Genomic DNA, 25,425 nt, shown 5'->3' on the forward strand with positions numbered 1-25,425 from the left:
GCGCGGTAACACCGTCATGGCCGGGAACCGAATGCGTCTTTTCCACTGGGCGGGGCGACCACAACTTGGGCCTGTGGCCACCTGCGGCAAAAGCCGGAGCGCCGGACAGCATAGCCACCAGCACGGCCAAGGAAGTCAGCAGAGCCACTGCATCGCGCCGCGCACAGTCTCGCCGAATCCAGCCAAAGCGCAGCAGAAATCTGCCACTTTTGGTCTTCATTAAAGTCCCCACCCCTGAAAACAAAAGAGGACGGAAAGTTACCAACGGAGAGCCGATGATCTGGGCATGCAGGGAGCAAGGAATGGCAAAGGATTCATCGGACACAGGCAATGAGTCGGGGAGCATTTCCGGGCAGAGCTGCACCATAGCCGCCAGACCGGGCATCATCCCTAATGCACCCGGGACCGTATTTCATATTCGGCACAAAACCCCCACTGCACACATAAAGGCCAAATAAATTTCGGGCACCCATTTTCCGTCTGCCCAGGCAGATCGATGTCACACGTCCCCGTTATGCTCGCGGGCAATCGCCAGATCAGGCGTTACAAACCCCTTCCACGTCCACGGTAGGAGCACCATGGGGGCACCTGGACGGCGCAGACGAAGAAATCTCGCCGCGATCCTGAGCACAACCCTGAGCGCCACACTCATTCCCCTCGCATTCGGCACCGGCATGGCCCATGCCGACAGTGGCGGAACAATAAAATCCGCTACGGCCGGGACCAATCCCGGCGGAGCGCAGGCCGACGCCATTGCGGCGGTGGCCAAGGCCCGGTCGACCGGAGCGCCGGTACCCGTCGATTCGGCCACCACACAGACCAGTTCGTTGACCGCCAACCCGGACGGCAGTTTCACCCAGTCCCAGAGCGTTCAGCCCGTGCGGGTCAAGAAGAACGACGGCTGGAAGGCGGTGGATGCCACACTCCAGCGCAATGCGGACGGCGGCATTACCGCCTCCGCGACGCCCACCACGCTCACACTGTCCAGCGGGGGCAGCGTCCCACTGGCCCGTATGACGGCGGCCGACGGCAAGGAACTGGCTCTCTCCTGGCCCGATCCGCTCCCGGCGCCCACCGTCTCGGGGAGCAGTGCCCTCTACCCGGGTGTACTGCCCGATGTGGACCTACGGATCACGGCACAGGACCAGGGCGGATTCACCCAGGTCCTGATCGTCAAGACACCGGATGCGGCGCGCAATCCGAAGCTCGCATCCCTGCGGCTCTCCGCATCGACCACCGGTCTCACGCTGTCGGACGGAGCGTCGGGCACTCTCGCGGCCAAGGACGCGTCCGGGGCGACCGTGTTCGCCGCGCCCAGCCCCACCATGTGGGACTCCAGCACCACGGCGTCGGCACCGGCCGCTCTTCGCTCCGCATTCGCCCAGACCCCCGCGAGCGGCGACAACACCGGCTCGTCGGCCACCGGACCGGGAACCGGGGCCAAACAGGCCGGTCTCCAGGCAACGGTGAACCAGGACGCCATCACGCTGACTCCCGACCAGAAGCTGCTGACGGCTGCCGACACCCACTTCCCGGTGTACATCGATCCCAACTGGGTTCCCCGCAACACCGGAGTCCAGACCTGGGGTGCCGTGTGGGAGGGGCATGACGCGCAGCCCTGGGACACCCAGTGGGGCGACCCCGGCGTCGGCTACCAGGGCTACGAGACCGTGACGGGCATCGAACGCGTCTACTACAAGTTCGACACCTCCTTCTACTCCGGCAGGACCGTCAACTCGGCCACGCTGAACATGCTGGAGACCTACTCCGCCTCGTTGAGCTGCGACAAGTACGCCGTCAACGTCTTCCGTACCGACTCGTTCGACGCCGGCATCTCCTGGAGCAGCGCACCGGCGAGCCACGAGCAGATCGGCAGCACCTCGGTCCCCGGCACACGCAACAACGACTGCCCCGGCTACCAGCCGGCCATCGCGGACATCACCTCGGCCGTGGCCAGTGCCGGAAGCACCCTGTCCGTCGGAGTCTTCGCCGCGAACGAGAGTGACCGGGACGCCTTCAAGCGCTTCTCCACCAACCCGACCCTGACGGTTCAGTACAACACCGTTCCCTCGGTGCCCACTTCACCCGTCACCGTGCCCGCCCCGCAGTCCCCCAGCACCCCGGACTGCGGCCAGAACACTCCGTTCGGCTGGATCGGCGCGACCAGCCTCGCCAGCGACGGCATTCACCTCCGCGCCAAGGTCTCCGACCCCGACGCGAGCCAGCTGGTCCGCGGCCAGTTCGCGCTGTGGGACTACAACACCCAGGCCGTGCTCATCGGCATGGGCGACGGCAGCTCCAGCACCGACTGGATCGGCAACGGCAGCACCGCCGACAAAGCGGTCGGCCGGCTGACCGACGGCCACACGTACAGCTGGTTCGTGCGCACCGACGACGGCATCAACCACTCGGCCACCGCCCCCGTGTGCCACTTCCAGGTGGACACGACCGCACCGGGCCAGCCCACCGTCGCCTCGACGGACTTCCCGGCGTCCGGCTCCGTGCCCGGCACGACCCATGTCGCCGGTGACGGCTTCCAGGGACAGTTCGCTGTCACCGCCACCGACGCCGGAAGCGGAGTGGACCACTTCGAGTACTCGCTCAACTCGGCGATTCCGGTGGGCGGAAGCAGCACCGTCGCCGCCACCAACGGTTCGGCGACCATCAAGCTGGCGCCGACACGCTGGGGCACGAACTTCCTCTACGTGAGCGCCGTGGACAGAGCGGGCAACCAGTCCCAGTCGTACGAGTACGCCTTCTACGTCCCCGACAACACACAGGCGACCACGACACCCGGTGACCTCACGGGCGACGGAAAGCCCGACACGGCGATCGTCGACAAGAGCGGCAACATCCGCATCTACACGATCGGCTCGACGGACCCGGCACTGGCGGTCCCGGTCGCGGCGAACCAGGCGCCAGATCTCAGCAGTTGGAGCGGCGCGATCCTCGCCCACCGCGGCACCATGCACGGAACCGCGAAGGTGGACGACCTGTTCGTCCATAGGAGCGGCAAACTGTACATCTATCTCAATCCTGGCAACGGCGACTTCACCCGTACCCAGGCCACCCCGGTCCCCCGGCCCACCTGCGACTCGACCGTGACCGACTGCTCCGGCTACGCGCCCGACTGGTCCCAGGTCAGCCAAATCGTCGCCCCGGGCAACGCCGACGGCAACGCCCAAGGCCACAACGACCTGATCACCGTCGAGAAGGACAGACTCTGGCTCTTCCCGGGCAACGGCAACGGACGACTGCTCTCGCCGCTCCTGATCGGCCCGGCCGGCTGGAGCTCCATGACCGTCCTGGCCCCCGGTGACGTGACCGGAGACGGACTGCCCGACCTGTGGGCCCGGGACAGGACCACCGGCAACATCTACCTCTATCCCAACCGCGCGGGTGACCCCAAGGGCCTCGGAGACAGCACCACCCGCAGCCTGATCCGCAGCGGCGTCCCAGTCCTCTCGTACCCCGCGCTCACCAGCGACGGCGACATCGACGGCGACGGGCGCCCGGACCTGATCGCCGCGACCTGGGACGGGCATCTGACGGAGTTCCCCGGACAGGCGGCCACCGGCGGACAGAACGGCTTGGGTACTCCCGTCGACCTCAGCCGCCGGGACTGGAGCAGCAACCTCCAGTCGGTGGAGGGCTCGCCCTATCTCCCCTCCAGCCGCAGTGACTTCAACGGCGACGGCCGTGCAGACATGGTCGCCGAGTGGGCCGACGGCACACTCCACCTCTACACCGGGGACGCCGGAGGGCGGCTCGTGGCCGGCCCGCAGATCTGGGACAAGTCCTGGGGCGGGATGAAGCTCATGACCACCGGCGACTTCAACTCCGACGGCAAGGCCGACGTCGTCGGCCTGTGGCCCGATGGCACCCTCCACCTCTACCCGGGCACGGGAAGTGGCGGTTTGGACGCGGCCAACGCCAAGCAGCTCTTCGGCGGCTCCACTTGGACCGGGGCACAGCAGATCGTCGCCGGAGACTTCGACGGAGACGGCAAGACCGACCTGGTCGCCATCTGGAGTGACGGAACCCTGCACCTGTACAGCAACAACGGCAACGGAGACCTGAGCGCGTCGACCCCTCTGTGGTCCGACAACTCATGGAGCGGCATGAAGCTCCTCGCCGCCGGCGACTACACCGGCGACGGCAACGCCGACATCCTCGCCGAATGGGCCGACGGCACACTCCACCTGTACATCGGCGACGGCCACGGCAAACTGGCGGCAGGTCCCCAGATGTTCGGTGGCAACACCTGGTCCAGCGTCACCCATCTCATCCCCGGCGACTTCACCGGCGACGGCAAGACCGACGTCGCCGCAGTATGGACGGACGGCAGCCTCCACCTGTACGCAGGGGACGGAAACGGGCACCTCGCCGACCCCACACCGATGTGGCCGGACAACACCTGGGGCAACGCGCCCCTCATCAGTTAACACCGGACGATTCCCGACCCCGGCGCCACCTCCGCCACGGAGGTGGCGCCGGGGTCGGGTGTTTCGAACGCGGGGACGCGAACGGGGCACCCGACCAGTCCATCGGCGCGGCGAACGCCGATCGCCTTCCATTCCTCGAACGTTCAACTCGCCGTCCCTGCTTGCGCTTTGTGGCGTCCCTAAGTTCCCTGGAGGCTGCGAAAGAAGGGACCCATGGACGCACTCCTTTCCATCCGGGCACACCGGATCACCAAGTGCTTCGGCGATGTCGTCGCACTCGACGGCATCGATCTGGATGTGCCGCAGGGGCAGATACACGGTCTGGTCGGGCCGAACGGCGCCGGCAAGACCACCCTGCTCGGCCTCCTGCTGGGCCTGGCCGTCGCCGACGGTGGCCGTCTTGAGATCCTGGGTACTCCGGTCGGGCGGAAGACGGCCGCTCCTGACGGTGTCGCCGGCTTCGTGGACGGGCCCGGGCTCTACCCCTCGCTCACCGCCCGGCAGAACCTCGCCGCGATGGCCGCTCTGCGCGGCAGCGACATGCGGACAGCGGGAATTGACGACGTGCTCGACCAGGTCGGGCTCACCGACGTCGCCGACGACCGGACGCGCGGTTTCTCTCTCGGCATGCGTCAGCGGCTCGGGCTCGCCGCCACCCTGCTCACCAAGCCGCAGCTTCTCGTGCTGGACGAGCCGTCCAACGGCCTCGACCCGTCCGGCCAGAAACACGTCCACGGTGTCCTCACCCGACTCGCGGCGGAGGGAACCACCGTCGTGCTCTCAAGCCACCGCATGGACGACCTCGAAGCATTGTGCTCCGAGGTCACCATCCTCGCCACCGGACGGATCGTCTTCTCCGGCCCGCTCAGCAAGCTGGCCGCCGAGAACCGTGAACTCGACTACCGGCTGCTCGCCTCCGACCGGCAGGCCGCCCGCCGGGTGGCCCTCGACACCGCCGGGGTCCAGGTTGTCGACGACGCGGGGGCACGGCACGACACCGAGCGGCTCGTCGTGCGGGCGCTGCTGCCCGCCCTCGACAAACTGGTGGCGGGGCTCGTGCACGCGGGCATCGCGGTACGCGAGCTCACCCCCGTGGTGTCCCCGCTCGAGGCCGCGTTCCTCGCCCTCACCGAGCCGCAGGAGGCGGGCAGATGACCGCGACAACAGTCAACGAACGGGCTGTCGTTGCCAGTCGCGTCTCGGTGCCGCGCTGCTACCGCTTCGAGCTGGTCAAGCTGTTTGCGCAATGGCGGATCCGGCTGCTGGTCCTCGCCTGCTGGATCACACCGGCGCTGTTCGTCGCGGCGGTGAGCCAACAGAGCACGCTCCCGACGGACACCCTCTTCGGCCGCTGGATGGACGCCACGGGGTGGGCCGGACCGCTGGTGATGCTCGGCTTCTCGGGCACCTGGGCGCTCCCGCTGCTGACCTCGGTGGTCGCCGGCGACGTGTTCGCCTCCGAGGACCGGCTCGGCACCTGGCGCCACCTGCTCGTGGTGGTCCGGTCGCCTCGACGGATCTTCGTGGCGAAGTCACTGGCCGGCCTCACCGTCATCCTGCTGCTCGTGGCCGGGCTGGCCTGTTCCAGTACGGTCGGCGGGCTTGTGGCGGTGGGCGACCGGCCGCTCGTCGGCCTCGACGGACACGTGCTGGCGCCCGCGGACGCCGCCGGGAAGGTGCTGCTCGCCTGGCTCTGCGTACTCGCTCCGACCTTGGCCCTCGCCGCGATCGGACTGCTCGGGTCGGTCGCCCTCGGCCGGTCCCCGATGGGACTGCTGCTGCCCGCGGTCGTCGCGCTCGCGATGCAGCTCGCCCAGATGCTGCCACTGCCCGTCGCCGTACGGCTCGCCCTGCCCAGCTACGCCTTCATCGCCTGGAACGGTCTGTTCGCCGACCCGGCGCAGGTCGGCCCGCTGCTGATCGGCATCGTCGTCGGCCTGGTGTGGGCCGTGCTCGCGACCGCGCTGGCCTATCTGCTGTTCCTGCGGCGCGACTTCACCGACCTGGCGTACGACGGCTCCGGGCGCCGCGCGCTCACCACCGCGCTGCCGCCGCTGGCCGGACTGGTCGCCCTCACGGTCACGGCCGTCGCCGTGGCGACCCCGGCTCCGGCCTCGTTCACGGGTTCCGGAATCGAGCAGGACAAGGTGCAGCGGTCGGTCGCCACGGCGTTCGCCCACCTCTACCGCTTGCAGACCGAGCAGCTCAACCGCCCCGGGGTCACCGAGGCGCAGCTGCGGGCCACGGCGGCGTGCAACAAGGGCGACGGCCAGGTCGCGGCCGAGGGGCCGGGCAACGACTGGCGTTGCGTCGTCTCCTGGCATCTCCCCGGCGTCGAGACCACCGGGACGGCCATCTACCAGCTCGATGTCACCGCAGACGGGCGGTTCGTGGCCGATGGCGACGGACCGAAGGATGTGAACGGCTACTTCCTGGTGCGGACCCCGGCCGGGGACGCACCGAACCCGCTCTGGCAGTTCGACGCCAACGTCGAACTGCTCTCCACCACCCCGAAGGGATGACGCCATGCAGATAACGCGCCGCCGTCGGCAAGTCGAGAAGGAGCAAGTCCAGAAGGAGTACTTCGTCTTGCTCGGCAGACCCGTCGGCCGCCGGGCAACGCTGGTCACGGCCTGCATCACCACGGCCGCCCTGGCCGCCGGCACCGCCGTCGCCGAAACGCGCCAGTTCGGCACCGAGCAGGTCGGCCAGGTCACCGCCAAGGGCCAGGTCGTCTCCAGCGACCAGTACATCGCCCCGTACGGCAGCCGCCTCCTCATCAACGACGGCAAGATCATGTCGTCGACGGTCAGCCCGGACGGCAGCCACCTCGCGGCCTCGGTCACCGACGGCGATGCGGCGCTGGTCGTCGTGGACCTCAAGACCGGGAAGGTGAAGCAGCGCGTCGGCACCAACGCGGTGGACGACCTGCGCATCAAGAGCGGCGCCGTCGGCCAGGAAGGCCCGGCGTACTCGCCCGACGGCTCGCAGCTGTGGCTGGGCCAGGCCGACGGCTACACCAGGTTCACCGTGAACCCGGACGGCACCCTCGCCAACCCGACGGCCATCTCGATCCCGGTCCAGGACACCAAGCACGCCCTGGTGGGTGCGGCGGTGTTCTCGGCCGACGGCTCCACCGTGTACTCCGCCGTCAACGGCCAGAACCGCGCGGTCGCCATCGACACGGCCACCGGGACCGTCAAGCAGAGCTGGGACGTCGGCAATGCCCCGCGCGGAATGGTCCGGGTCGGCACCAAGCTCTACGTCAGCAACGAGGGCGGCCGGCCGGCGAAGGCTGGTGACTCCACGCTCAACTCCTACGGCACCCAGGTGCCGGCCAGCCCGGTGACCGGTGCCACCACCACCGGCACGGTCAGCGTCATCAACCTGGCGAAGCCGTCCGCCGCCGTCGGGACCATCGGCGTCGGTCTGCACCCGACCGCCGTGTACGCCAAGCACGGGGCGGTGTTCGTCACCAACACCGCCGACGACAACGTGTCGGTCATCAACACCTCCAACGACAAGGTCGTGCAGACCATCTCCACCCAGCCGTGGCCGGAGGCGTCGGTCGGCTACGAGCCCAACGCGGTGACGCTCACCGACGACGGTCACCTGCTGGTGACGCTCGGCCGCGCCAACGCCGTCGCCGTCTACCGGTACACGACCCCGCAGGAGCCGGTCAGCTACGTCGGCCTGCTCCCCACGGACTACTTCCCCGCGGAGATCGCCGCGGTCGGCGACAAGGTGGTGGTCTCCAACACCCGTGGTATCGACGCCCGCCGCCCCGACAGAGCCGGCCACAACACCCACGACACGACGTCGAGCCTGACGCGGTTCACGCTGCCCAGCGACCGTGTCATCAGGTCCCAGACCGCCAAGGTCTTCCGGCAGAACGGCTGGAGCGAGGGCGCGGTCGCCTCGGCAAACAAGAACAGCAGGGCGAAGCCGGTGCCGGTCCCGGCCCGGATCGGCGACCCGTCGACGATCAAGCACGTCTTCCTGATCGTCAAGGAGAATCGGACGTACGACCAGGTCTACGGTGACATCGCGAAGGGCAACGGCAACCCGTCGCTGACCCAGTTCGGCGCGAACGTGACGCCGAACCAGCACGCGCTGGCCGGGCAGTTCGGGCTGTACGACAACACGTACGACATCGGCACGAACTCCGCCGAGGGCCACAACTGGCTGATGCAGGCTGACAATCCGGAGTACACCGAGTCCTCGGCCGGTGAGTACGCGCGCAGCTACGACACCGAGGACGACGCGCTCGGCCACCAGAAGTCCGGCTTCCTGTGGACGGGCGCGCAGGCGGCGGGCAAGTCCGTACGGGACTTCGGCGAGTTCCAGCAGTTCCTGACGAAGCCGTCGGACGCGAGCTGGCAGAACCTGTACTGCGACGCCAAGAACATGGACGCGACCGGGCGGGGCACCGGCTACGCCCTGAACTCGTCCTCGCCGATCCCGTCACTCAACAGCGTGTCGGTGCCCGGTTTCCCGAAGTTCGACACCAGCGTCCCGGACATCTACCGGGAGCAGATCTGGAAGCAGCACTTCGAGAAGAACGGTCCGGCGAACCTGAACATGCTCTGGCTCTCCAGCGACCACACCGGTGGTCCGGCGGGCCCCGCCGCCCAGGTCGCGGACAACGACCTCGCGACCGGCAGGATCGTCGACGAGATCTCCCACAGCGCGTACTGGAAGGACTCGGCGATCTTCGTTGTCGAGGACGACTCCCAGGCCGGCCTCGACCACGTCGACGGCCACCGTGCGCCGATCCAGATCATCAGCCCCTGGGCCCAGCACGGCACCGTCGACAGCCACTACTACTCGCAGATCACGATGATCCGGACGATCGAGCAGATCCTCGGAATCCGCCCGATGAACCAGAAGGACAGTGCGGCCAGCCCGATGCGCGGGGCGTTCACCGGGCACCCGGACTACACCCCGTTCAAGGCGCTGCCCAACCGGACCTCGCTGACCGACGGTCTGAGCACCCCGCCGTCCTGCGGTGTGGACACCCCGGCGCCGCAGGACCCCAAGGCGGTTGCCGCGCCGACGACCAAGGTGCCTGCCGACAAGCAGTCGCTCGCGGCGGAGTGGAACACCTGGAAGTCGAACCAGCGGCTGACCGGCCCGCACGCCGTGCCCGACTTCGCGAACCCCGCGCAGATGAACCACTTCACGTGGTACCAGACACACAACTGGTCGAAGCCGTACCCCGGCGAGAACAAGATCTACGCGCCGAATGACGTGCCCGGCGCCTACATCCCCTCCCCGGAGTCCGACGGCTGACGCAGCCCGATCGCGTCTCGGGGCCCCCGACCGGCGACACCGCCGGCCGGGAGCAGCGTTCCGCGACAGGCGCTAAAGCTGCACGAGTTCCGTCGCGATCTCGGTGAGGCATGCGCCGTACTGAGTGACCATGAACGCCTTGTACGGGAGACGGCTGCGGTTGCGGGGTTCGTCCGAGGACGTGGTCCGGACGAAGTAGGTCGTCGCAACGGCGCCGGCCAGGAGCACGAAGGCCGAGGGCAGGAGGGAGGGGGCGACAGTCACCGAGGAGAGCAGGTACAGCAGGCCGATGGCGAGCGGGGTGGCGGCGCAGACGATGCGAGCTCGTCGCTCCCCCCACAGGATCAAGGCGGTTCGGCGGCCGACGGCGGCGTCCCCGCGTAGGTCGGAGAGATCCTTGACGAGTGCGCCCACGCAGGCCATCCACAGTGTCATCGCACCGCCGAACAGCAGGATCGGCAGCGGGTGTTCAGTGGCTCCGCCACTTACCCAACCGGCGGCGAAGGTCAGTCCGCCGAGCAGCAGGACGGCCAGGGAAGCAGTCGAGGTGCGGACCTTGAGCGCGATCCGTGGGGCCGAGTACGCGTGGCCGCAGAGCAGTTGGGCGGCCACGAGGAGGACCAGGGCGAGGCTCTCCGTGACCGATGCGATGAGCAGCGCCAGTACGGCCAGCACCCGGGCCACGTACATGCCCCGGAGCGGACTGAGTTCTCCGCTGCTGATCGGCCTGCCGTTGCCGTTCATGCGGTCCTCGGGGGCATCGTGCACACCGTTGACGAGGTACGCGTACATGGTGGCCAGGCCCCAGGCGGCGGCCGAGGGGAGGAACCGCATCAGGCCCGCCCCCGATATCTGACTGCTCGGCAGGAAGGCCGCGGTGAACCGCAGCAGGAAGATGACCTGCACCGACGGCCTGGACTCCTTCAGGCACAGCAAGAGGGTCCTGGGCCCCGAAGTGGCTGGATCGTCGGTGACGGACGGGGAGTTCGTCCCAAGGTAACTCGGCATGTCAGTGATCTCGTGTCTTGGCCGGCCCGGGAGAGCGAGGCGCATGGTCGCTGCCCGGGCCGAATTCTGACCCGTGCCAGTAAATGGAATGGCTTGTCAGGATATGCGAGGGGCAGCGTGTTCCGAGGCCCGGGGCGTCACGTCGGCCGCGTTGACCGCATGGGCGACCGGCTTGCCCTCCAGTGCGTTGCATACGGCCTGGACGGCCTCGTGCCCGGCCCGCTCCTGTGCCTCCTTCGTGCTGGCGCCCAAGTGGGGCGTGCCGGTGACGGAGGGGAGGTCGAGCAGGGGGGAGCCGATGGCCGGTTCGATCTCGAACACGTCGAGCGCGGCTCCGGCGATCCGGCCCTCCCGCAGGGCCACGGCGAGGGCTTCTTCGTCGACGATTCCGCCGCGCGAGGTGTTGACCAGGTGTGCGGTGCTCTTGGCAAGGCCGAGTTCACGACGGCCGATCAGGCCGGTCGTCTCCGGGGTCTTGGGCAGATGGACCGTGATGACATCGCTCGTGGACATCAGCTCGTCGAGTTCCATCAGCCGGACGCCGAGACGTTCCGCGTCCTGCGGCGGGGCGTAGGGGTCATGAGCGACCAGCGGGGTGTCGAACGCGGCGAGCCGACGGGCGACCAGCTTTCCGACGTTGCCGAAGCCGACGATGCCCACGGTCCGGCCCGCCAGCTCGGAGCCCTTGAAGGCGGCTCGCTCCCAGTTCCCCGCGCGCAGTGAGGCCCCGGCCGCGTAGGTCTTGCGCAGGGAGGCGATGATGAGGCCGATGGTCAGTTCGGCGACGCTGAGCACGTTGGAGTGCGGGGCGTTGGCCACCAGGACGCCGGCGCGGGTGGCTGCCGCGACGTCGACGTTGTCCAGGCCCACGCCGGCCCGGGCGATGACGCGCAGGTTCGGTGCCGTCGCTATGGCCTCGGCGTCGGCCTTCGTGCCGCTGCGCATGAGCAGGGCGTGTGCGTCCTTCAGGGCTTCCCGCAGGGCGCGCGGGTCGCTGCCGTCGCAGTGCCGGACCTCGTAGGGACGCAGTCCGGCCAGGGTGTCGTCGGGAAGCGGGTCGCTGACGACGACCACCTGCTTGCCGGCCTGTTCTCGGAACTGCGGGACGGGCTGGGTCATGACGAGCTCCACATGTCGGGGCGGGCAGGGGTCACGCGGCTACGGCGGTCGGGCTGACCGAGTCCAGACGCGGCAGGCTAAGTCGTGCCCACACGGCGTCCAGCGCATCGACGAACCCGTGGATCTCGTCCTCGCTGTGGTGGGGGGTCGGCGTCACGCGCAGACGCTCCGTACCGACGGGCACGCTCGGCGAGTTGATCGGCTGGACGTAGATCCCGTGCCGGTCCATGAGCTGGGCCGCGACCTCACGGCACTTGTGGGCGTCGCCGACCAGTACGGGCACGATGTGCGCGTCGTCGGACACCACCGGGATGCCCAGGGAACGCAGCATCCTGTGCATCAGGGCGGCCTTCTCGCGCATGTCGGTGCGCTCGCGGTCGGAGCGCTTGAGGTGGCGTACGGCTGCCAGCGCTCCGGCCGCGATGGCAGGCGGCAGCGACGTGGTGAAGATGAAGGCGGACGCGAAGCTGCGGATCGCGTCGATGACGGAAGCGGGTCCGGCCACGTAACCGCCGGCGATGCCGAACGCCTTGGCCAGGGTTCCCTGGATGACATCGAAGCGGTCCGCGATGCCGAGTTCCGCGGCTATCCCCGCACCCTGGGGTCCGTACATGCCGACGGCGTGCACCTCGTCGAGATAGGTGAACGCTCCGTACCGCTCGGCGAGTTCGCAGATCTGCTCAAGCGGAGCCACGTCACTCTCCATGGAGTAGATGCTCTCCAGGGCGATGACCTTCGGAGCCTCGGGGGCCAGGCCTGCGAGCAGCTCTTCGAGGTGGTCGATGTCGTTGTGCCGGAATATGACCTTCTCGGCGCCGCTGTGCTTGATTCCCGCGATCATCGACGCGTGGTTGAGCTCGTCCGAGAGCACGACACAGCCGGGCAGCCGCCCGGCCAGGACGGTCAGGGCCGCGTCGTTCGCCGAGTAGCCCGACGGGAAGATCAGCGCGGCCTCGGTGCCGTGCAGATCGGCCAGCTCCTGTTCCAGCAGGACGTGGTAGCGGTTGTTGCCCGAGATGTTGCGTGACCCGCCGCTGCCCGCGCCGGACTCGTCGATCGCCTTGTGCATCGCGGCCAGAACCAGCGGGTTCTGCCCCATTCCCAGATAGTCATTGCTGCACCAGACCCTGATGCGGCGCCCGTTTCCGGAATCGTGCTGCAATGCCTGGGGGAAGCTGCCCGCCAGTCGTTCAATGCTCACAAATGTCCGGTAGTTGCCGCGCTTCTTGAGAGCCTCGATCTCATGGGCGAAGAAGGCCTGGTAGTCGAACAACGATTCCTCCGTCTGTCGAATGCAAACCGGAACCCGCACGTCCCGGAACCCGCACATCCCTGATCCCGCACGTCTTCCAGCGGACGGATCAGCGGGATTGGGCTGCGCGAGGGGTGACCTATTCTGGCCACGGCGAAAAACTAGCTCCCTGCAGACCGGCAGGGAAATGCGTTCGCGGGGCGACCTATACGCCTCTTGCATGCACCGCAGAAAGGACTCTCCGCGATTTATACGCCTTCCGCATAGATGGCCCGATGAGGTCATTTCACTTCCGCCCGCGAGGGAAATAACGTCCGATGGCCGGGCCTGGAGACGGAATGCTGATCCGGGCCCTCATCGCACTGTTTCGGAGAACCCGCGGAGCTCAATCCGCCCGCTGTGGCTTCTCACGCATCCGGGAGGACCCATGTCACACGGAAGCACCCAAGTGACCGACCACGGCGCGGCCGGGGACGGGAGTGCCGGACCGGCCACGGTTCCCGGGCCCCAGCCCCCCGGCCGGAGCCGCGCGTCGGAGTCGAAGGGGTACGCCCCGCTCGGCCCCACCCTGGCGGCCTTCGTCATCACGGCGATTCTCGCCACCGGTCAGATGTATGCCGTGATCCCGGTGATGGACACCATGGGGCACGCCTGGCATGCGAGCGCCTCGGCGATGACGTGGATGGCCAGTGCCTTCGGGTTCGGATACGCGGGCGGATTCGTCGTGTTCGGCCCCTTGGCGGACCGCTACGGCCACCGGCGGATCGTCGTGTACGGCATCGCGGCGACGGCGGTCACCACCGCGCTGGTCGCCTGCGCACCGGGGCTCGGTCTCGGTATCGCGCTGCGGGTGCTCCAAGGCGTCACTGTCGCGGCCTTTCCCCCCACCGTGCTGTCCTACATCGCCGAACGCGTCGCCCCCGAGCGCCGGATGGTCACCACGACCGCGGTGACCACGTCGTTCCTGGCCTCCGCGGTGATCGCCCAGGTCGCCTCGCAGACCATCGCCGACGCCCTCGGCTGGCGTGCGGTGTTCGTCGCCGGTGCGGTCGCCTTCGCTGTCATGGCGTTCGTGCTCCGCGCCGTGATGCTGACGGACCTGGAGCCGCGGGGCGGTTCGCCTCTCAGCGCCTACCGCTCCATCCCCAGGGTGCTGTGCACCCCGGGACTTCGGCTGCTGTACCTCGCCACTCCTGCCGTCTTCGGCTCGTTCGTCGCCATGTACACAGGGATCCAGCTCAGCGGCATCGTGGCGGACAACCAGGAACTGCTCGTGCTGCGGTCCAGCTCACTGCCGGCCATGATCCTCATTCCGCTCCTCACACCGTGGCTGACCCGCGTCCCGAACGTCGCCCGGGTCGTCTTCGGCCTCCTGCTCGCGTCGGTCACCACGTTGGTCACCGGCCTCGTGTCGCCGGGCACAACCGGCCTGGCCGGCCTGCTCCTCGTCTTCGTCGCCGCCATCACCATCGCGACCCCGGCCATGGTCGGCACCGTGGGTGAGCGCTCGGGAGTCGCCCGCAGCACCGCGCTCTCGCTGTCCACCTTCTGCTTCTTCGTCGGTGCGAGCCTGGGGCCGCAAGTCGCCGGAGCTCTGGTCGGCAGCGGTTTCTCCCGCCTGATGTACGTGCTCGCCGCTGTCCTGTGCGCAGCGGCAGTGATCGTCTTCATCACCCGCCGCGCTCCTGCCACGCAGAAGCGATGAGACCGGTTTCCGGGACCGTACCGCCTCCCCCATGAGCCACTGGCGGCACGGTTCCGGAGACCCCTGGGCAGTAGGCCCCCATCACCCAACTCCCCTTGTTTTAAGGACCATTCATGACACGCGTCTGGAACCCGACGGTCATCGGCGCCCCGGTCGGCAAGTACAGCCACCTCGCGGAGGTGCCGGCCGGCCGTCGACAGATCCACATCTCGGGACAGGTCGGCACCTTGGCAGACGGCAGGCTGGCCGGCCCGGACGCCGCCGGACAGACCCGCCAGATCTTCGCCAACATCGAGCAGTTGCTCCGCTCCCTCGGAGCCGGGCCCGCCGACCTGGTGAAGCTGACGTCGTTCGTCTCAGGTGTGAGCTGCCTCCCGGGCTACTACGCGGCGCGCGACGAGGTGTACGCCGACTGGTTCCCCGACGGGAAGTATCCGGCCCACTCGCTGGCCGTGGTGGCGGCACTGGCCAAGCCGGAGCTGTCCGTGGAGATCGAGGGAATCGTGGCGGTCCCCGAATGAGCCCACTACCGCCGACGCCCCAAGCACCGATGAGCCACAGCGAGTTCCGGGACCAGTTTCCCGCGCTGCGGGTGTCCACCTGGCTGGACACCCCCGGCTCACCCCCGGGCTCCGAGCCGGTCAACCGGGCACTGGGCACGGCGCTGGCGCAGTGGCGGAGCGGCGACTTCGACTGGCTCGACTGGGACGGGGCGGCCGCCCGGGGACGTGCGCTGTTCGCCGAGTACCTGTCGGTCCCCGAAGCGACGGTCGCGACCATGGCGTCGGTGGCGGAGGCGGCCGCCACTGTCGCGGCCGGTCTGCCCCCGGGACGCGTGGTCGTTCCCGCGGACGAGTTCCGCAGCAATCTGCTGCCCTGGCTCGCACTGGACTCCGACCGGTTCGAGGTCGTCGTCGTCCCGGCGCGTGACGGCGCCGTACGGACGGAGGACCTCGTCGCGGCCGTGGACGAGCGCACGGTACTGCTCGCGGTGAGCGAGGTGCTCAGCAGGGACGGCGTCCGCGCCGACCTGCCGGTGCTGCGGGCCGCGACCGACGCCGTCGGGGCACGCCTCTTCGTGGACGCCACCCAGACGCTCGGCGCTCTGCGGCTCGACCTCTCCGAGCTGCGCCCCGACTATCTGGCCGTGCACGGCTACAAGTGGATGCTGTGCCCCAGAGGCGCGGCATGGCTGGTCGTACGCCCCGACAGGCTCTCGGACCTGACTCCGCTCATGCCCAGCTGGAAGTCCTCACCGGCGCCGCACGCCTACTTCGGCGGCGGCCTCGACTTCGCCACGGGCGCCGCACGGTGTGACACTTCGCCGGCCTGGCTCTCCTGGATCGGTGCCGGTGCGGCGGTCCGGCTGATGCAGCGGCTTGACAGCGCGGCCGTTGAGGCACACTGCCTCGCCCTGGCCGATGCGTTCCTGACCGAGGCGCGCTCCATGGGACTGCCCAGGGCCGCCCAGGGGAACGCGTCCCACATCGCCGTCGTGAAGGCCGATGACGCCGACCGGCTGGCGAAGGAACTGGCCGCACGTCGCATTCGCGCGACCGCTCTGGCCGACCGGCTCAGAGTGGGGTTCCACTACTTCAATGACCAGTCGGACCTGGAGACCCTGCTGGCAGCTGTGCGCAGCGCACGTTCCTGAGCCGATCGGCTGGTGCGGAGCCACCGCCTTGGCTGTGCGCGTCAGTTCTGCGTATGTACGGCAGATCTCCTCCTGGCTGAGGCAAACCGGGAGGAGACCTGCTGTAACGTACATTCGCATGATCGATCATCCGCGCTGCCAGCCTGCTTCCCCCGAAGCCGAGGCATCGGACGGCGTAGCGGATGAGGCCACCTGCGCCGCGCGACTCGCGGTGATGCTGCGCTCGGGGCGTCAGTCCCTCCTTGACTCCTACCGGCAGGCCCTGCGCCGGCAGGGCAATGTGCTGGGCGAGTCCCCGCATTGGGAAGAGTGCCGGTGGCAGGCCGAGGCCATCATTGACGACTGCGTCGCCGACCTCGAAGGGTCGTGGAAGCGCCCCGACCGGCAGACGCTGTCGGCATCCTCCGGCCTGGGAATGAGCCGGGCCTTCAACGGCGTTCATCCCGCCGAGTCGTTTCACGCCTGTACGGCCCTCTTCGAGAGCTTCCTCGATCACGTGCACCGCGCGGTGCAGACGATGCCGTACACGACAGCGGACCGGCTGCTGAAAAGGACGTTGTACGTCTACAACAGCAGCGTCGGGCTAAGGGTCCAGTCGGCGATGCGCGGGTACGACGCCTTCCTTCTCACCAAGGTCAGAAACGCGAACTCCGACGACCGCACACGGCTGGCCCGCGACATCCACGACCACCTCGGCAGTTCCCTGGCCATGATCCTGCGCTGCCTCGAACTGCACGAGGCGCATGAGATGCAGGGACCGCCGGGAGACCGGTTGCGCTCGGCTTACGCCTTCCTCGACGAGGCCCTCTATTACACCCGTACGCTCGTCGGGAACCTACGCATCACCACGCCACGCGCCGGCATCGAGGAGTCCCTGGCGGACTTCCTGGCCGACATCCAGTACGACTCACCGACCACGCGGGTAAAGGTCAGCGGCGACGAGCAGTGGCTGACCCGGGATATCAGCGGGGAACTCTTCGTGATCCTGCGCGAGTGCCTGCGCAATGCTCTCAACCACGCCGGTGCGGAGTGCATCGAGGTGGCCGTGGACATCGCACCCCATGAGATCAACGCGTACGTCGTCGACGACGGCAAGGGCTTCGACGCGTCCGCGACGCTCCGCTCCACTGTGGCGTCCGGCCTCTCCTCCGTGCGGGAGCGCGTGAAAGAACTGGGTGGTCAGGTCCATTGGACGAGTATTGACGGCAAGGGCACGAAGGTCGTCGTTCACGTGCCCTACACCAGGAGCGCCGAATGGGCCGGACTTCGATAGGTGATGGTTGGCGTGGAGCAGCAGACCCGGATCGCGATCGCCGACGATCACGCGCTGTTGCGCGGTGCGCTGGCTGACGTACTGCGGCTTGAGGAACGCTTCGAGGTGGTTGCCGAGGTCAGCGACGGGTTCGAGGCCGTCGAGGCGGCTCGCGAACTACAGCCGGACATCGTCCTTCTGGACATCGAGATGCCCAGGAACGATCCGCCGGTCACCGTGGAGAGGATTCGGGACGTCTCGCCCCGGACCGAGGTCATCGTACTCACCATGCACGACGATGACGCGGCACTGATCACCGCCCTGATAGAGAAGGGCATCAAGGGTTTCCTGCACAAGGGAGTGACCCGTCAAGAGTTGGTGTTCGCCATCAAGCAGGTCCAGGAGCCGTCGGACCACGTCACTGTCTTCGCCTCGCGTCAGGCGTTCTTGGGGCGGGGACCCGATGACGTGGAGGAAGAACCGGCCGGGGAGGAATCTCCTTTGTCCCGGCGGGAGTTGCAGATCCTCACCTACGTCGGTGTCGCCTTCAGCAACCAGCAGATCGCCAACAGGCTGGGGATAACCGAGAACACCGTCAAACGGCACTTGCGCAACATCTTCCAGAAGATGGGAGCGAATTCGCGCATCGACGCCTACAACAAGACGGTGGCCGCCGGACTGCTCCAGCCCGTGGCCCGCCAGACGCCATCCTCCTGACCCCAGGGGGTGTCCGGCGGATCACGGCCGGACGACACCCTTAGCGAGAGCGCTCGATGACGTAGTCGATGCAGGCTGTCAGGGCCTCGACGTCCGCCGGGTCGATCGCCGGGAACATGGCGATGCGCAGCTGGTTGCGGCCGAGCTTGCGGTAGGGCTCGGTGTCGACGATGCCGTTGGCGCGCAGGACCTTGGCGATGGCGGCGGCGTCGATGTCGTCGGCGAAGTCGATCGTGCCGATGACCTGGGAGCGCTTGGCCGGGTCGGTGACGAAGGGGGAGGCGTGCTTGGAGTCCTGGGCCCATGAGTACAGGCGGGTCGAGGAGTCCTTCGTGCGGGCCGTCGACCAGCCGAGGCCGCCCTGGCCGTTGATCCACTTCAGCTGCTCGTTGAGCAGGAACAGGGTGGACAGGGCGGGGGTGTTGTACGTCTGGTTCTTCAGCGAGTTGTCGATCGCAGTCGGCAGCGAGAAGAACTCGGGCACGTGGCGGCCGCTGGTGTGGATGCGCTGGGCGCGTTCCAGGGCGGCCGGGGAGAACGCGGCGAGCCACAGGCCGCCGTCGGAGGCGAAGGACTTCTGCGGGGCGAAGTAGTAGACGTCGCTCTCGGTGATGTCGACGGGCAGGCCGCCGGCGCCGGAGGTGGCGTCCACCAGGACCAGGGCGCCCTCGTCGGCGCCCGCGACGCGCTGGACGGGGGCGGCAACCCCGGTGGAGGTCTCGTTGTGGGTGAAGGCGTACACGTCGATGCCCGGTTCGGCCTTCGGGGCCGGGTGGGTACCGGGGTCGCTGCTGATGACGGTCGGCTCGGCCAGCCAGGGCGCCAGTTTGGCGGCCTTCGCGAACTTGGACGAGAACTCGCCGAAGGTCAGGTGCTGGGACTTGTTCTCGATCAGGCCGTGCGTCGCGATGTCCCAGAACGCGGTGGAGCCGCCGTTGCCCAGGATCACCTCGTAGCCCTCGGGGAGGGAGAACAGGTCGCGTACGCCCTGGCGCACCTCGCCGACCAGGTTCTTCACCGGGGCCTGGCGATGGGAGGTACCGAGCAGGGACGTACCGGTGGCGGCCAGGGCGTCCAGCGCCTCCGTACGCACCTTGGAGGGGCCCGCGCCGAAACGGCCGTCGGCGGGCTTCATGTCAGCGGGAATCCGGATGTCGCTCATGGCGGGAATCTACGCATCCCGCAGGCGGGCAGGGTGCTGGCCGCTACCAGAGGGAGCACTACCCGTACCGAAGGACGCACTCGTCGGCCCGCAATGGTTCCTTGGGAGCACTGAGCGAACCCATGGAGTAATTGAGCCTGATCATGGCGCGTTCGCCCCCTAGGTTCGATCCGGCGCCCATCCCTGACGGCGCGTACACGAGCAAAGGGGCCTGTGTTGGCTTGGACAGATGTCGGGGTCCGGCACCTGCGAGCATTCCTCGCAGTCGCCGAATCCCTCAGTTTCACCAGGGCAGCCGTGACCTTGGAAACGAACCAGCCCACGCTCACCCGAAGCATCCACCGGCTGGAAACGGCCTTGAACGTCAAGCTGTTCGACCGCACGACGCGTTCCGTTGCCCTCAGCCATGCCGGGCGTGAACTCCACGACAAGTTGCAGTTCCTCCTGCCGCGCCTTGAAGAGGCGCTTGCCCCTCCGAGCGAAAAGGGCAAGGTGCGACTGGGATTCACCTGGCTCCTCCCGGACGGCTGGGTCCATGACGCCGTCTCCCGGTTCGAGGACGAGACCGGCGTGGGGGTATCTCTGATACGTCGGGACGAGACGCTGGCCGGAGTTGATCGCGGAGCCGTGGACATCGCTCTGCTGCGCATTGCTCCGGCGGCCAGGGGGATGCGGCAAGTGAGACTCGGTGAGGAGCCGCGCGCCGCCGCGGTGCCCTGCCGCTCCCCTCTCGCCCGGCGAAACCAGCTCACCTGGAGTGAGCTCGCGGACCACCCCGTGGTGATGAACACCGTGAGCGGGATCACCGACATCACCGACTGGCCGGAAGGCCGTCGGCCCTCGACGGTCGTCCACTGCGAGAACTTCGACGAATGGCTCGAACTGGTCGCCGCGGAAAAGGGTGTTGGTGTTGTTCCCGAACTCGTTCTGCGCCGACAGCTTCACCCGGCTGTCCGGTTCATTCCGCTGGTGGACGCACCACCCGTCCCGCTGACGCTGATGCATCCCCTGCAGGGGGCGCACCCTCTCGCCCGCCGCTTCACCGACATGGCCAAGGAAGCCTTCGCGGACCACCACGTACGTCCGGTGCCGAGACCACTGGAAATGGCAGGACGCACGCTGTCGCGAACTCGCATGCCAAAAAGCTCAGTTGAAAGGTTCAAAAGTCATGCCGGACGGTAGTCAGCACGCGTCCACCATGCTCGTCAGCATCTTCGGACGCGACCAGCCGGACATCACCAGCAGCCTGTTCCGGCAACTGGCCGTGTTCGACGCCACCATTCTCGATGTGGAGAAGGTTCGTACCCAAACCCACATCACTTTGTGCGTACGCATCCACGCCCCCCGGCATGGAGGCTGTGCTGTCGGAGAACTTCGCACCGCCCTGCGCGACTGGGCGAGCGCCAGAGAGCTGCACTCAGAGCTCACTCCGATCGGGACCGTGAACGAGAAGACACAGCCCGGCGGTCACCGCTCGCACGTCACCCTCGTCGGACCGACGCTCAGCGCGCGCACCACAGCCGCGGTCTCAACGGAGATCTCCGCGCTCGGGGGCCGCATCGACCGCATCACACCACTGGCCCGGCGCCCGGTGACAGCCATCGAATTCCTGGTCAGCGGACCAGATGTGAAGCAGTTGCGCGCGGGACTCTACGGCGTGGCCCGCAGTGCCCCCGCGGACCTCGCCATCTCCGAGGCGGGGCTGTCACGGCGGGCCCGTCGACTGGTGGTGATGGACGTCGACTCCACGCTCATTCAGGATGAGGTGATCGACCTCTTCGGCGAGTACGCCGGGTGCGGTACGCAGATCTCGGCGATCACAGAAGCGGCCATGCGCGGCGAGATCGATTTCGAGGAGTCACTGCGCGCGCGGGTGGCCCTGCTGGCCGGTCTGGACGCCTCGGTCGTGGACGCCGTGAGCACTCGCGTACGGCTGACCCCGGGTGCCCTCAGCCTCGTGCGTACGCTGCGACGACTCGGATACCGGATCGGCGCGGTCTCCGGCGGCTTCACCCAGGTGACCGAGTACCTGGCATGGCATCTCGGCCTGGACTTCAGCGCGGCCAACACCCTGGAGATCGCGGATGGGAAGCTCACCGGGCGTCTCATCGGGGACATCGTGGACCGGGCGGCCAAGGCCCGTCTGCTGATGCAGTACGCGAACGAAGCCGGCATACCGATGGCGCAGACCGTGGCGATCGGCGATGGCGCCAATGACCTCGACATGCTCAATGCCGCCGGACTCGGGGTGGCCTTCAACGCCAAGCCCTTGGTCCGGAAGGCGGCGCCCACCACCCTCAACTCCCCTTCATTGGACTCCTTGTTGTACCTGCTGGGAATTCCACACGACGAGATGGAGGTGGTGACGGAACACCGGGTCCTTCAAGTGGCCTGATCTGTTTGCCGGAGCAGTACGGGGTGTCGGCGGCACTCGCCCCGGGCCTTCGGCCGGGACCGAGTGCCGACATGTTCACGATGCGTCTCGCGCGGGATGGCAGACTGGACGGATGATCGTCGATCTGCCCGCAGGCCTGCGGGCCCGGCACCTTGCCGACGAGGACCATCTCCGCGTACTCGCCGTACTGGACACGTGGTGGGGCGGTTTGAAAGGGGAGGCAGGAGCGCGGGAACGTGCGCTGCTTCTGCCCCGGTTGTACTTCCAGCACTTCACCACCACGAGCTTCCTGGTCGAACGCGGAGGTGGCGAGATCGCCGCCTTCCTGGTCGGCTTCCTGTCGCAGACAGCGCCCGAAACCGCCTACGTGCACTTCGTCGGCGTCGACCCGGCGCTCCACGGGCAGGGTGTCGGACGCGCCCTTTACCAGGCCTTCTTCGCGCTCGCCCGGTCACACGTGCGCCGTTACGTGCACTGCATCACCAGCCCGGAGAACACCGCCTCGCAGGCATTCCACACCCGGCTCGGCTTCACGGCCTCAGCAGTGAAGCCCGACTACGACGGCCCCGGACTCGACCGGGTGGCGTTCACCATCGATCTCTCCGCGCACCCGGTGACCACCCCCTGACGGACCGACGCCTTGGTTCCCCACAGCGGGAGACCGCCACTAAGAGGGTGTCTCACGTGGCAGGTTTCGCGAGCTTCTTGTAGCAGGTCAGGGCGGCGGCCAGGCCGAGGAAAGCGAGGAAGTGCGAGCCCTTTCGTTCGTATCGGACGGTGAGGCGGCGGTAGCCGAAGAGCCAAGCGATCGACCGTTCGATCTTCCAGCGGTGCCGGCCGAGGCGTTCGCCGGACTCGATGCCGGTCCGCGCGATGCGTGCGACGAGCCCGCGCTCGCGCAGCCAGGCCAGGTGTTCGGCGGAGAAGTACGCCTTGTCCGCGCGGAGTTTGACGGGTCGGCGCCGCCGTGGTCCCCGGCGGGACCGGACGGCGGGTATGCCGCGGATGAGCGGTTTGAGGGCGAGGCTGTCGTGCATGTTCGCGCAGAAGACGGCGACGGCGAGCGGGATGCCCTGGGCATCGGACAGGACGTGCAGCTTGCTGCCCTTCTTGCCGCGATCGACCGGGTTCGGCCCGGTCAGCGATCCCCCCTTTTGGCGCGAACGGAGGCCGCGTCGACGATCGCCGAGGTCCAGTCCACCTCGCCCCGGGCGCCGAGTTCGTCCAGCACCGCCCGGTGCAGCCGACGCCACAGGCCGGCCTCGGTCCATACCGTGAAGCGGCGATGCGCGGTGGCGGGCGACGTGCCGAACGTCGGCGGCAGATGCCGCCAGGCACAGCTGCTGGTCAGCGCGTACACCACTGCCGTGAACACGGCCCGCTCGTCACACGGAGCGGTCCCACCACCTTGCGGACGAGCAGCGAACGACGGCAGCAACGGGGCGACCAGTTCCCAGAGTTCATCAGGAACCAGACGCTTCGACAGATCAGCACCCACGACCGGCATCATGCCGCACGAACATCACGTCACGTACAACCTCTAAGCCTTGATTGGTGCGGCCGACCTGGCGGCCTGCTCGATCTTCGCGCAGTAGGCTGCACGGGCTTCCTCGTCGATCTGCTTCTCGTGTTCGGCGCGCAACCCGGTCCGGCCGTCGAGGCCCTCGCGCAGGATATCGGCGTGCCCGGCATGCCGGATGGACTCGCCGAGGACATGGACCATGATGGCGAACAGGTTCGTGTCCTCCGCCCACCACGGCACGTGGCCGGGGGCGTCGAGGGGAAGCTCGTTGATCGTCGCGTCCGAGTGTTCCCACGTGCGCCGGTAGAACCCGATGATCTGATCGCGGGTCTCGTCCTCGGTCGCCCACAGATCGCTGCCGTTGGAGTCCTGCCACCGGGGCAGCGGTTCCGGGGAAGGGCGGTCGAAGACCTCGCCGAAGTACCTGGCCTCGACGGTGGCCACGTGTTTGACCAGGCCGAGGAGGTTGGTCCCGGTCGCTGTCAAAGGTCGGCGGGCGTCGTATTCGGACAAGCCGTCGAGTTTCCAGAGCAGCGCCTCGCGGTCCCGCCGCAGTCTCCCGTGCAGGTTGTCCTTCGCGAATTCATCGATCATGCGGCATGAGCCTGCCATGGGCTGCTCGTGGTCTCAAGATCCAGGGGCCGACCCCCGGAGGAGTCGACCCCTTCTGACTTGCACGTTTGCCGCGTCAACAACGTGGTGTTATTCCATCTGCTCAGACGTTGAACCGGAACTCCACCACGTCCCCGTCCTGCATCACATAGTCCTTGCCCTCCATACGCGCCTTCCCCCGGGCGCGGGCCTCCGGGACCGAGCCCGCTTCGATCAGGTCGGCGAAGGAGATGACCTCGGCCTTGATGAAGCCCTTCTGGAAGTCGGTGTGGATGACTCCGGCCGCCTCGGGGGCCGTCGCGCCCTTGGGGATGGTCCAGGCGCGGGTCTCCTTGGGGCCTGCCGTGAGGTAGGTCTGCAGGCCCAGGGTGTCGAAGCCGACGCGGCCCAGGGTGGCGAGGCCGGGCTCCTCTTGGCCCATGGACTGGAGGAGCTCCAGGGCCTCCTCGTCGTCCAGCTCGATGAGCTCCGACTCGATCTTCGCGTTGAGGAAGATCGCCTCGGCCGGGGCCACCAGCGCGCGCTGCTCGTTCTTGAAGTCCTCGTCGACCAGTTCGTCCTCGTCCACGTTGAAGACGTACAGGAACGGCTTCGTGGTCAGCAGGTGCAGCTCGTGGAGGAGGTCGCCCTGCTCCGTGCCCTTCGTGATGCCCGCCGAGAAGAGGGTCTCGCCCGCCTCCAGGATCTTCTGGGCCTTCTCGACCGCCGCCAGGACCGCGACCTTGTCCTTCTGGAGGCGGGACTCCTTCGTCAGGCGCGGGACCGCCTTCTCGACGGACTGGAGGTCGGCCAGGATCAGCTCGGTGTTGATCGTCTCGATGTCGTCCTTCGGAGACACCTTGCCGTCGACGTGCACGACGTTCTCGTCCTTGAAGGCACGGATGACCTGGCAGATCGCGTCCGACTCGCGGATGTTCGCGAGGAACTTGTTGCCCAGGCCCTCGCCCACGCTGGCGCCGCGCACGATGCCTGCGATGTCGACGAAGTCGACCGTGGCGGGGAGGAGCCGCTGGGAGCCGAAGACCTCGGCGAGTTTGGCGAGCCGGGCGTCGGGGACGCCGACGACGCCGACGTTCGGCTCGATGGTGGCGAACGGGTAGTTGGCCGCCAGTACGTCGTTCTTGGTCAGGGCGTTGAACAGGGTCGACTTGCCGACATTCGGCAGACCGACGATTCCGATCGTGAGCGACACGTGGCGACTTCCCGGTACGAGGGCGGTGGACGGTCCTGAGAGTGGACCGCCCACCAGTTTACGGGCGCGCGGTACCGACCGTGACGGGCCCGGTTCAG

The 25,425-nt window shown here is 67.9% G+C and carries 19 protein-coding genes; 12 read left to right on the forward strand and 7 right to left on the reverse strand.

What is annotated here, in order from left to right; all coding sequences use genetic code 11:
- The first annotated feature begins 578 nt into the window (after positions 1-578).
- From ACIBK6_RS29435 to ACIBK6_RS29450, 4 genes are all read left to right on the forward strand, one after another.
- Entirely contained in the window at positions 579-4,445 is a 3,867-nt protein-coding gene (locus ACIBK6_RS29435) for an FG-GAP-like repeat-containing protein (protein WP_399054444.1), read from the forward strand.
- 213 nt (positions 4,446-4,658) lie between these two features.
- Positions 4,659-5,600, forward strand: a complete 942-nt coding sequence (locus ACIBK6_RS29440; protein ID WP_399054445.1) for an ABC transporter ATP-binding protein — start codon at positions 4,659-4,661, stop codon at positions 5,598-5,600.
- Positions 5,597-6,967 (forward strand): ABC transporter permease, encoded by a 1,371-nt coding sequence (locus ACIBK6_RS29445; protein ID WP_399054446.1) that lies wholly within the window; start codon positions 5,597-5,599, stop codon positions 6,965-6,967. Before ACIBK6_RS29440 ends, ACIBK6_RS29445 begins: the two co-directional genes overlap by 4 nt.
- 4 nt (positions 6,968-6,971) lie before the next feature.
- Positions 6,972-9,737: a bifunctional YncE family protein/alkaline phosphatase family protein gene (locus ACIBK6_RS29450; RefSeq protein ID WP_399054447.1), complete on the forward strand. Its 2,766-nt coding sequence runs from the start codon at positions 6,972-6,974 to the stop codon at positions 9,735-9,737.
- A 72-nt stretch (positions 9,738-9,809) separates the two neighbouring features.
- Here ACIBK6_RS29450 and ACIBK6_RS29455 read toward each other — a convergent pair whose 3' ends face one another.
- From ACIBK6_RS29455 to hemA, 3 genes are all read right to left on the reverse strand, one after another.
- Positions 9,810-10,643 (reverse strand): UbiA family prenyltransferase, encoded by an 834-nt coding sequence (locus tag ACIBK6_RS29455; RefSeq protein WP_399054448.1) that lies wholly within the window; start codon positions 10,641-10,643, stop codon positions 9,810-9,812.
- A gap of 198 nt (positions 10,644-10,841) precedes the next feature.
- Positions 10,842-11,864 carry a hydroxyacid dehydrogenase gene (locus ACIBK6_RS29460; RefSeq protein ID WP_399054449.1) on the reverse strand — a complete coding sequence of 341 codons (1,023 nt, stop codon included), beginning with the start codon at positions 11,862-11,864 and terminating at the stop codon, positions 10,842-10,844.
- 31 nt (positions 11,865-11,895) lie between these two features.
- Complete coding sequence (hemA, locus tag ACIBK6_RS29465) at positions 11,896-13,137, reverse strand: 5-aminolevulinate synthase (protein WP_399054450.1); 1,242 nt, start codon at positions 13,135-13,137, stop codon at positions 11,896-11,898.
- A gap of 406 nt (positions 13,138-13,543) precedes the next feature.
- On the opposite strand from hemA, the gene ACIBK6_RS29470 reads away from it, so the two are divergent.
- From ACIBK6_RS29470 to ACIBK6_RS29490, 5 genes are all read left to right on the forward strand, one after another.
- On the forward strand, positions 13,544-14,821 hold the full coding sequence (locus ACIBK6_RS29470) for an MFS transporter (RefSeq protein ID WP_399054451.1): 1,278 nt from the start codon (positions 13,544-13,546) through the stop codon (positions 14,819-14,821).
- Between the two features lie 113 nt (positions 14,822-14,934).
- On the forward strand, positions 14,935-15,342 hold the full coding sequence (locus ACIBK6_RS29475; protein WP_399054452.1) for a RidA family protein: 408 nt from the start codon (positions 14,935-14,937) through the stop codon (positions 15,340-15,342).
- A gap of 29 nt (positions 15,343-15,371) precedes the next feature.
- Entirely contained in the window at positions 15,372-16,475 is a 1,104-nt protein-coding gene (locus ACIBK6_RS29480; protein WP_399054453.1) for an aminotransferase class V-fold PLP-dependent enzyme, read from the forward strand.
- Positions 16,476-16,593: 118 nt separating this feature from the next.
- On the forward strand, positions 16,594-17,748 hold the full coding sequence (locus tag ACIBK6_RS29485; RefSeq protein WP_399054454.1) for a sensor histidine kinase: 1,155 nt from the start codon (positions 16,594-16,596) through the stop codon (positions 17,746-17,748).
- Between the two features lie 12 nt (positions 17,749-17,760).
- Positions 17,761-18,444 (forward strand): response regulator, encoded by a 684-nt coding sequence (locus ACIBK6_RS29490; protein WP_399054455.1) that lies wholly within the window; start codon positions 17,761-17,763, stop codon positions 18,442-18,444.
- A gap of 40 nt (positions 18,445-18,484) precedes the next feature.
- Here ACIBK6_RS29490 and serC read toward each other — a convergent pair whose 3' ends face one another.
- The gene (gene serC, locus ACIBK6_RS29495; RefSeq protein WP_399054457.1) at positions 18,485-19,606 is read right to left on the reverse strand and encodes a phosphoserine transaminase; all 1,122 of its coding nucleotides are present in this window, start codon (positions 19,604-19,606) and stop codon (positions 18,485-18,487) included.
- Positions 19,607-19,903: 297 nt separating this feature from the next.
- On the opposite strand from serC, the gene ACIBK6_RS29500 reads away from it, so the two are divergent.
- The 3 genes from ACIBK6_RS29500 (at position 19,904) to ACIBK6_RS29510 (ending at position 22,629) form a co-directional block, all read left to right on the forward strand.
- A complete protein-coding gene (locus tag ACIBK6_RS29500; protein ID WP_399054458.1) occupies positions 19,904-20,788 on the forward strand; it encodes a LysR family transcriptional regulator in 885 nt (294 codons plus the stop codon).
- Positions 20,775-22,001, forward strand: a complete 1,227-nt coding sequence (serB, locus tag ACIBK6_RS29505; RefSeq protein ID WP_399054459.1) for a phosphoserine phosphatase SerB — start codon at positions 20,775-20,777, stop codon at positions 21,999-22,001. Before ACIBK6_RS29500 ends, serB begins: the two co-directional genes overlap by 14 nt.
- A 112-nt stretch (positions 22,002-22,113) precedes the next feature.
- On the forward strand, positions 22,114-22,629 hold the full coding sequence (locus ACIBK6_RS29510; RefSeq protein WP_399054460.1) for a GNAT family N-acetyltransferase: 516 nt from the start codon (positions 22,114-22,116) through the stop codon (positions 22,627-22,629).
- A gap of 52 nt (positions 22,630-22,681) precedes the next feature.
- On the opposite strand, the gene ACIBK6_RS29515 is transcribed toward ACIBK6_RS29510, so the two are convergent.
- From ACIBK6_RS29515 to ychF, 3 genes are all read right to left on the reverse strand, one after another.
- A protein-coding gene (locus ACIBK6_RS29515) for an IS5 family transposase (protein ID WP_399054461.1) occupies positions 22,682-23,499 on the reverse strand; the annotation gives its coding sequence in 2 pieces (ribosomal slippage) (positions 22,682-23,157 and positions 23,157-23,499; 819 coding nt in all).
- Between the two features lie 42 nt (positions 23,500-23,541).
- Entirely contained in the window at positions 23,542-24,117 is a 576-nt protein-coding gene (locus tag ACIBK6_RS29520) for a DinB family protein (RefSeq protein ID WP_399054462.1), read from the reverse strand.
- Between the two features lie 121 nt (positions 24,118-24,238).
- Positions 24,239-25,327: a redox-regulated ATPase YchF gene (ychF, locus tag ACIBK6_RS29525; RefSeq protein ID WP_399054463.1), complete on the reverse strand. Its 1,089-nt coding sequence runs from the start codon at positions 25,325-25,327 to the stop codon at positions 24,239-24,241.
- Positions 25,328-25,425: the final 98 nt, after the last annotated feature.

The organism is Streptomyces sp. NPDC050485, from assembly GCF_044458185.1.
GTDB lineage: Bacteria > Actinomycetota > Actinomycetes > Streptomycetales > Streptomycetaceae > Streptomyces.

What these genes read in the sequence shown, in the direction of transcription:
- serB (WP_399054459.1), top strand. Translation starts at nt 20,775, where the DNA reads ATGCCGGACGGTAGTCAGCACGCGTCCACCATGCTCGTCAGCATCTTC.
- ACIBK6_RS29470 (WP_399054451.1), top strand. Translation starts at nt 13,544, where the DNA reads ATGTCACACGGAAGCACCCAAGTGACCGACCACGGCGCGGCCGGGGAC.
- serC (WP_399054457.1), bottom strand. Translation starts at nt 19,606, where the DNA reads ATGAGCGACATCCGGATTCCCGCTGACATGAAGCCCGCCGACGGCCGT.
- ACIBK6_RS29450 (WP_399054447.1), top strand. Translation starts at nt 6,972, where the DNA reads ATGCAGATAACGCGCCGCCGTCGGCAAGTCGAGAAGGAGCAAGTCCAG.
- ACIBK6_RS29460 (WP_399054449.1), bottom strand. Translation starts at nt 11,864, where the DNA reads ATGACCCAGCCCGTCCCGCAGTTCCGAGAACAGGCCGGCAAGCAGGTG.
- ACIBK6_RS29435 (WP_399054444.1), top strand. Translation starts at nt 579, where the DNA reads ATGGGGGCACCTGGACGGCGCAGACGAAGAAATCTCGCCGCGATCCTG.
- ACIBK6_RS29440 (WP_399054445.1), top strand. Translation starts at nt 4,659, where the DNA reads ATGGACGCACTCCTTTCCATCCGGGCACACCGGATCACCAAGTGCTTC.
- ACIBK6_RS29475 (WP_399054452.1), top strand. Translation starts at nt 14,935, where the DNA reads ATGACACGCGTCTGGAACCCGACGGTCATCGGCGCCCCGGTCGGCAAG.
- ACIBK6_RS29485 (WP_399054454.1), top strand. Translation starts at nt 16,594, where the DNA reads ATGATCGATCATCCGCGCTGCCAGCCTGCTTCCCCCGAAGCCGAGGCA.
- ACIBK6_RS29445 (WP_399054446.1), top strand. Translation starts at nt 5,597, where the DNA reads ATGACCGCGACAACAGTCAACGAACGGGCTGTCGTTGCCAGTCGCGTC.
- ACIBK6_RS29520 (WP_399054462.1), bottom strand. Translation starts at nt 24,117, where the DNA reads ATGATCGATGAATTCGCGAAGGACAACCTGCACGGGAGACTGCGGCGG.
- ACIBK6_RS29480 (WP_399054453.1), top strand. Translation starts at nt 15,372, where the DNA reads ATGAGCCACAGCGAGTTCCGGGACCAGTTTCCCGCGCTGCGGGTGTCC.
- ACIBK6_RS29510 (WP_399054460.1), top strand. Translation starts at nt 22,114, where the DNA reads ATGATCGTCGATCTGCCCGCAGGCCTGCGGGCCCGGCACCTTGCCGAC.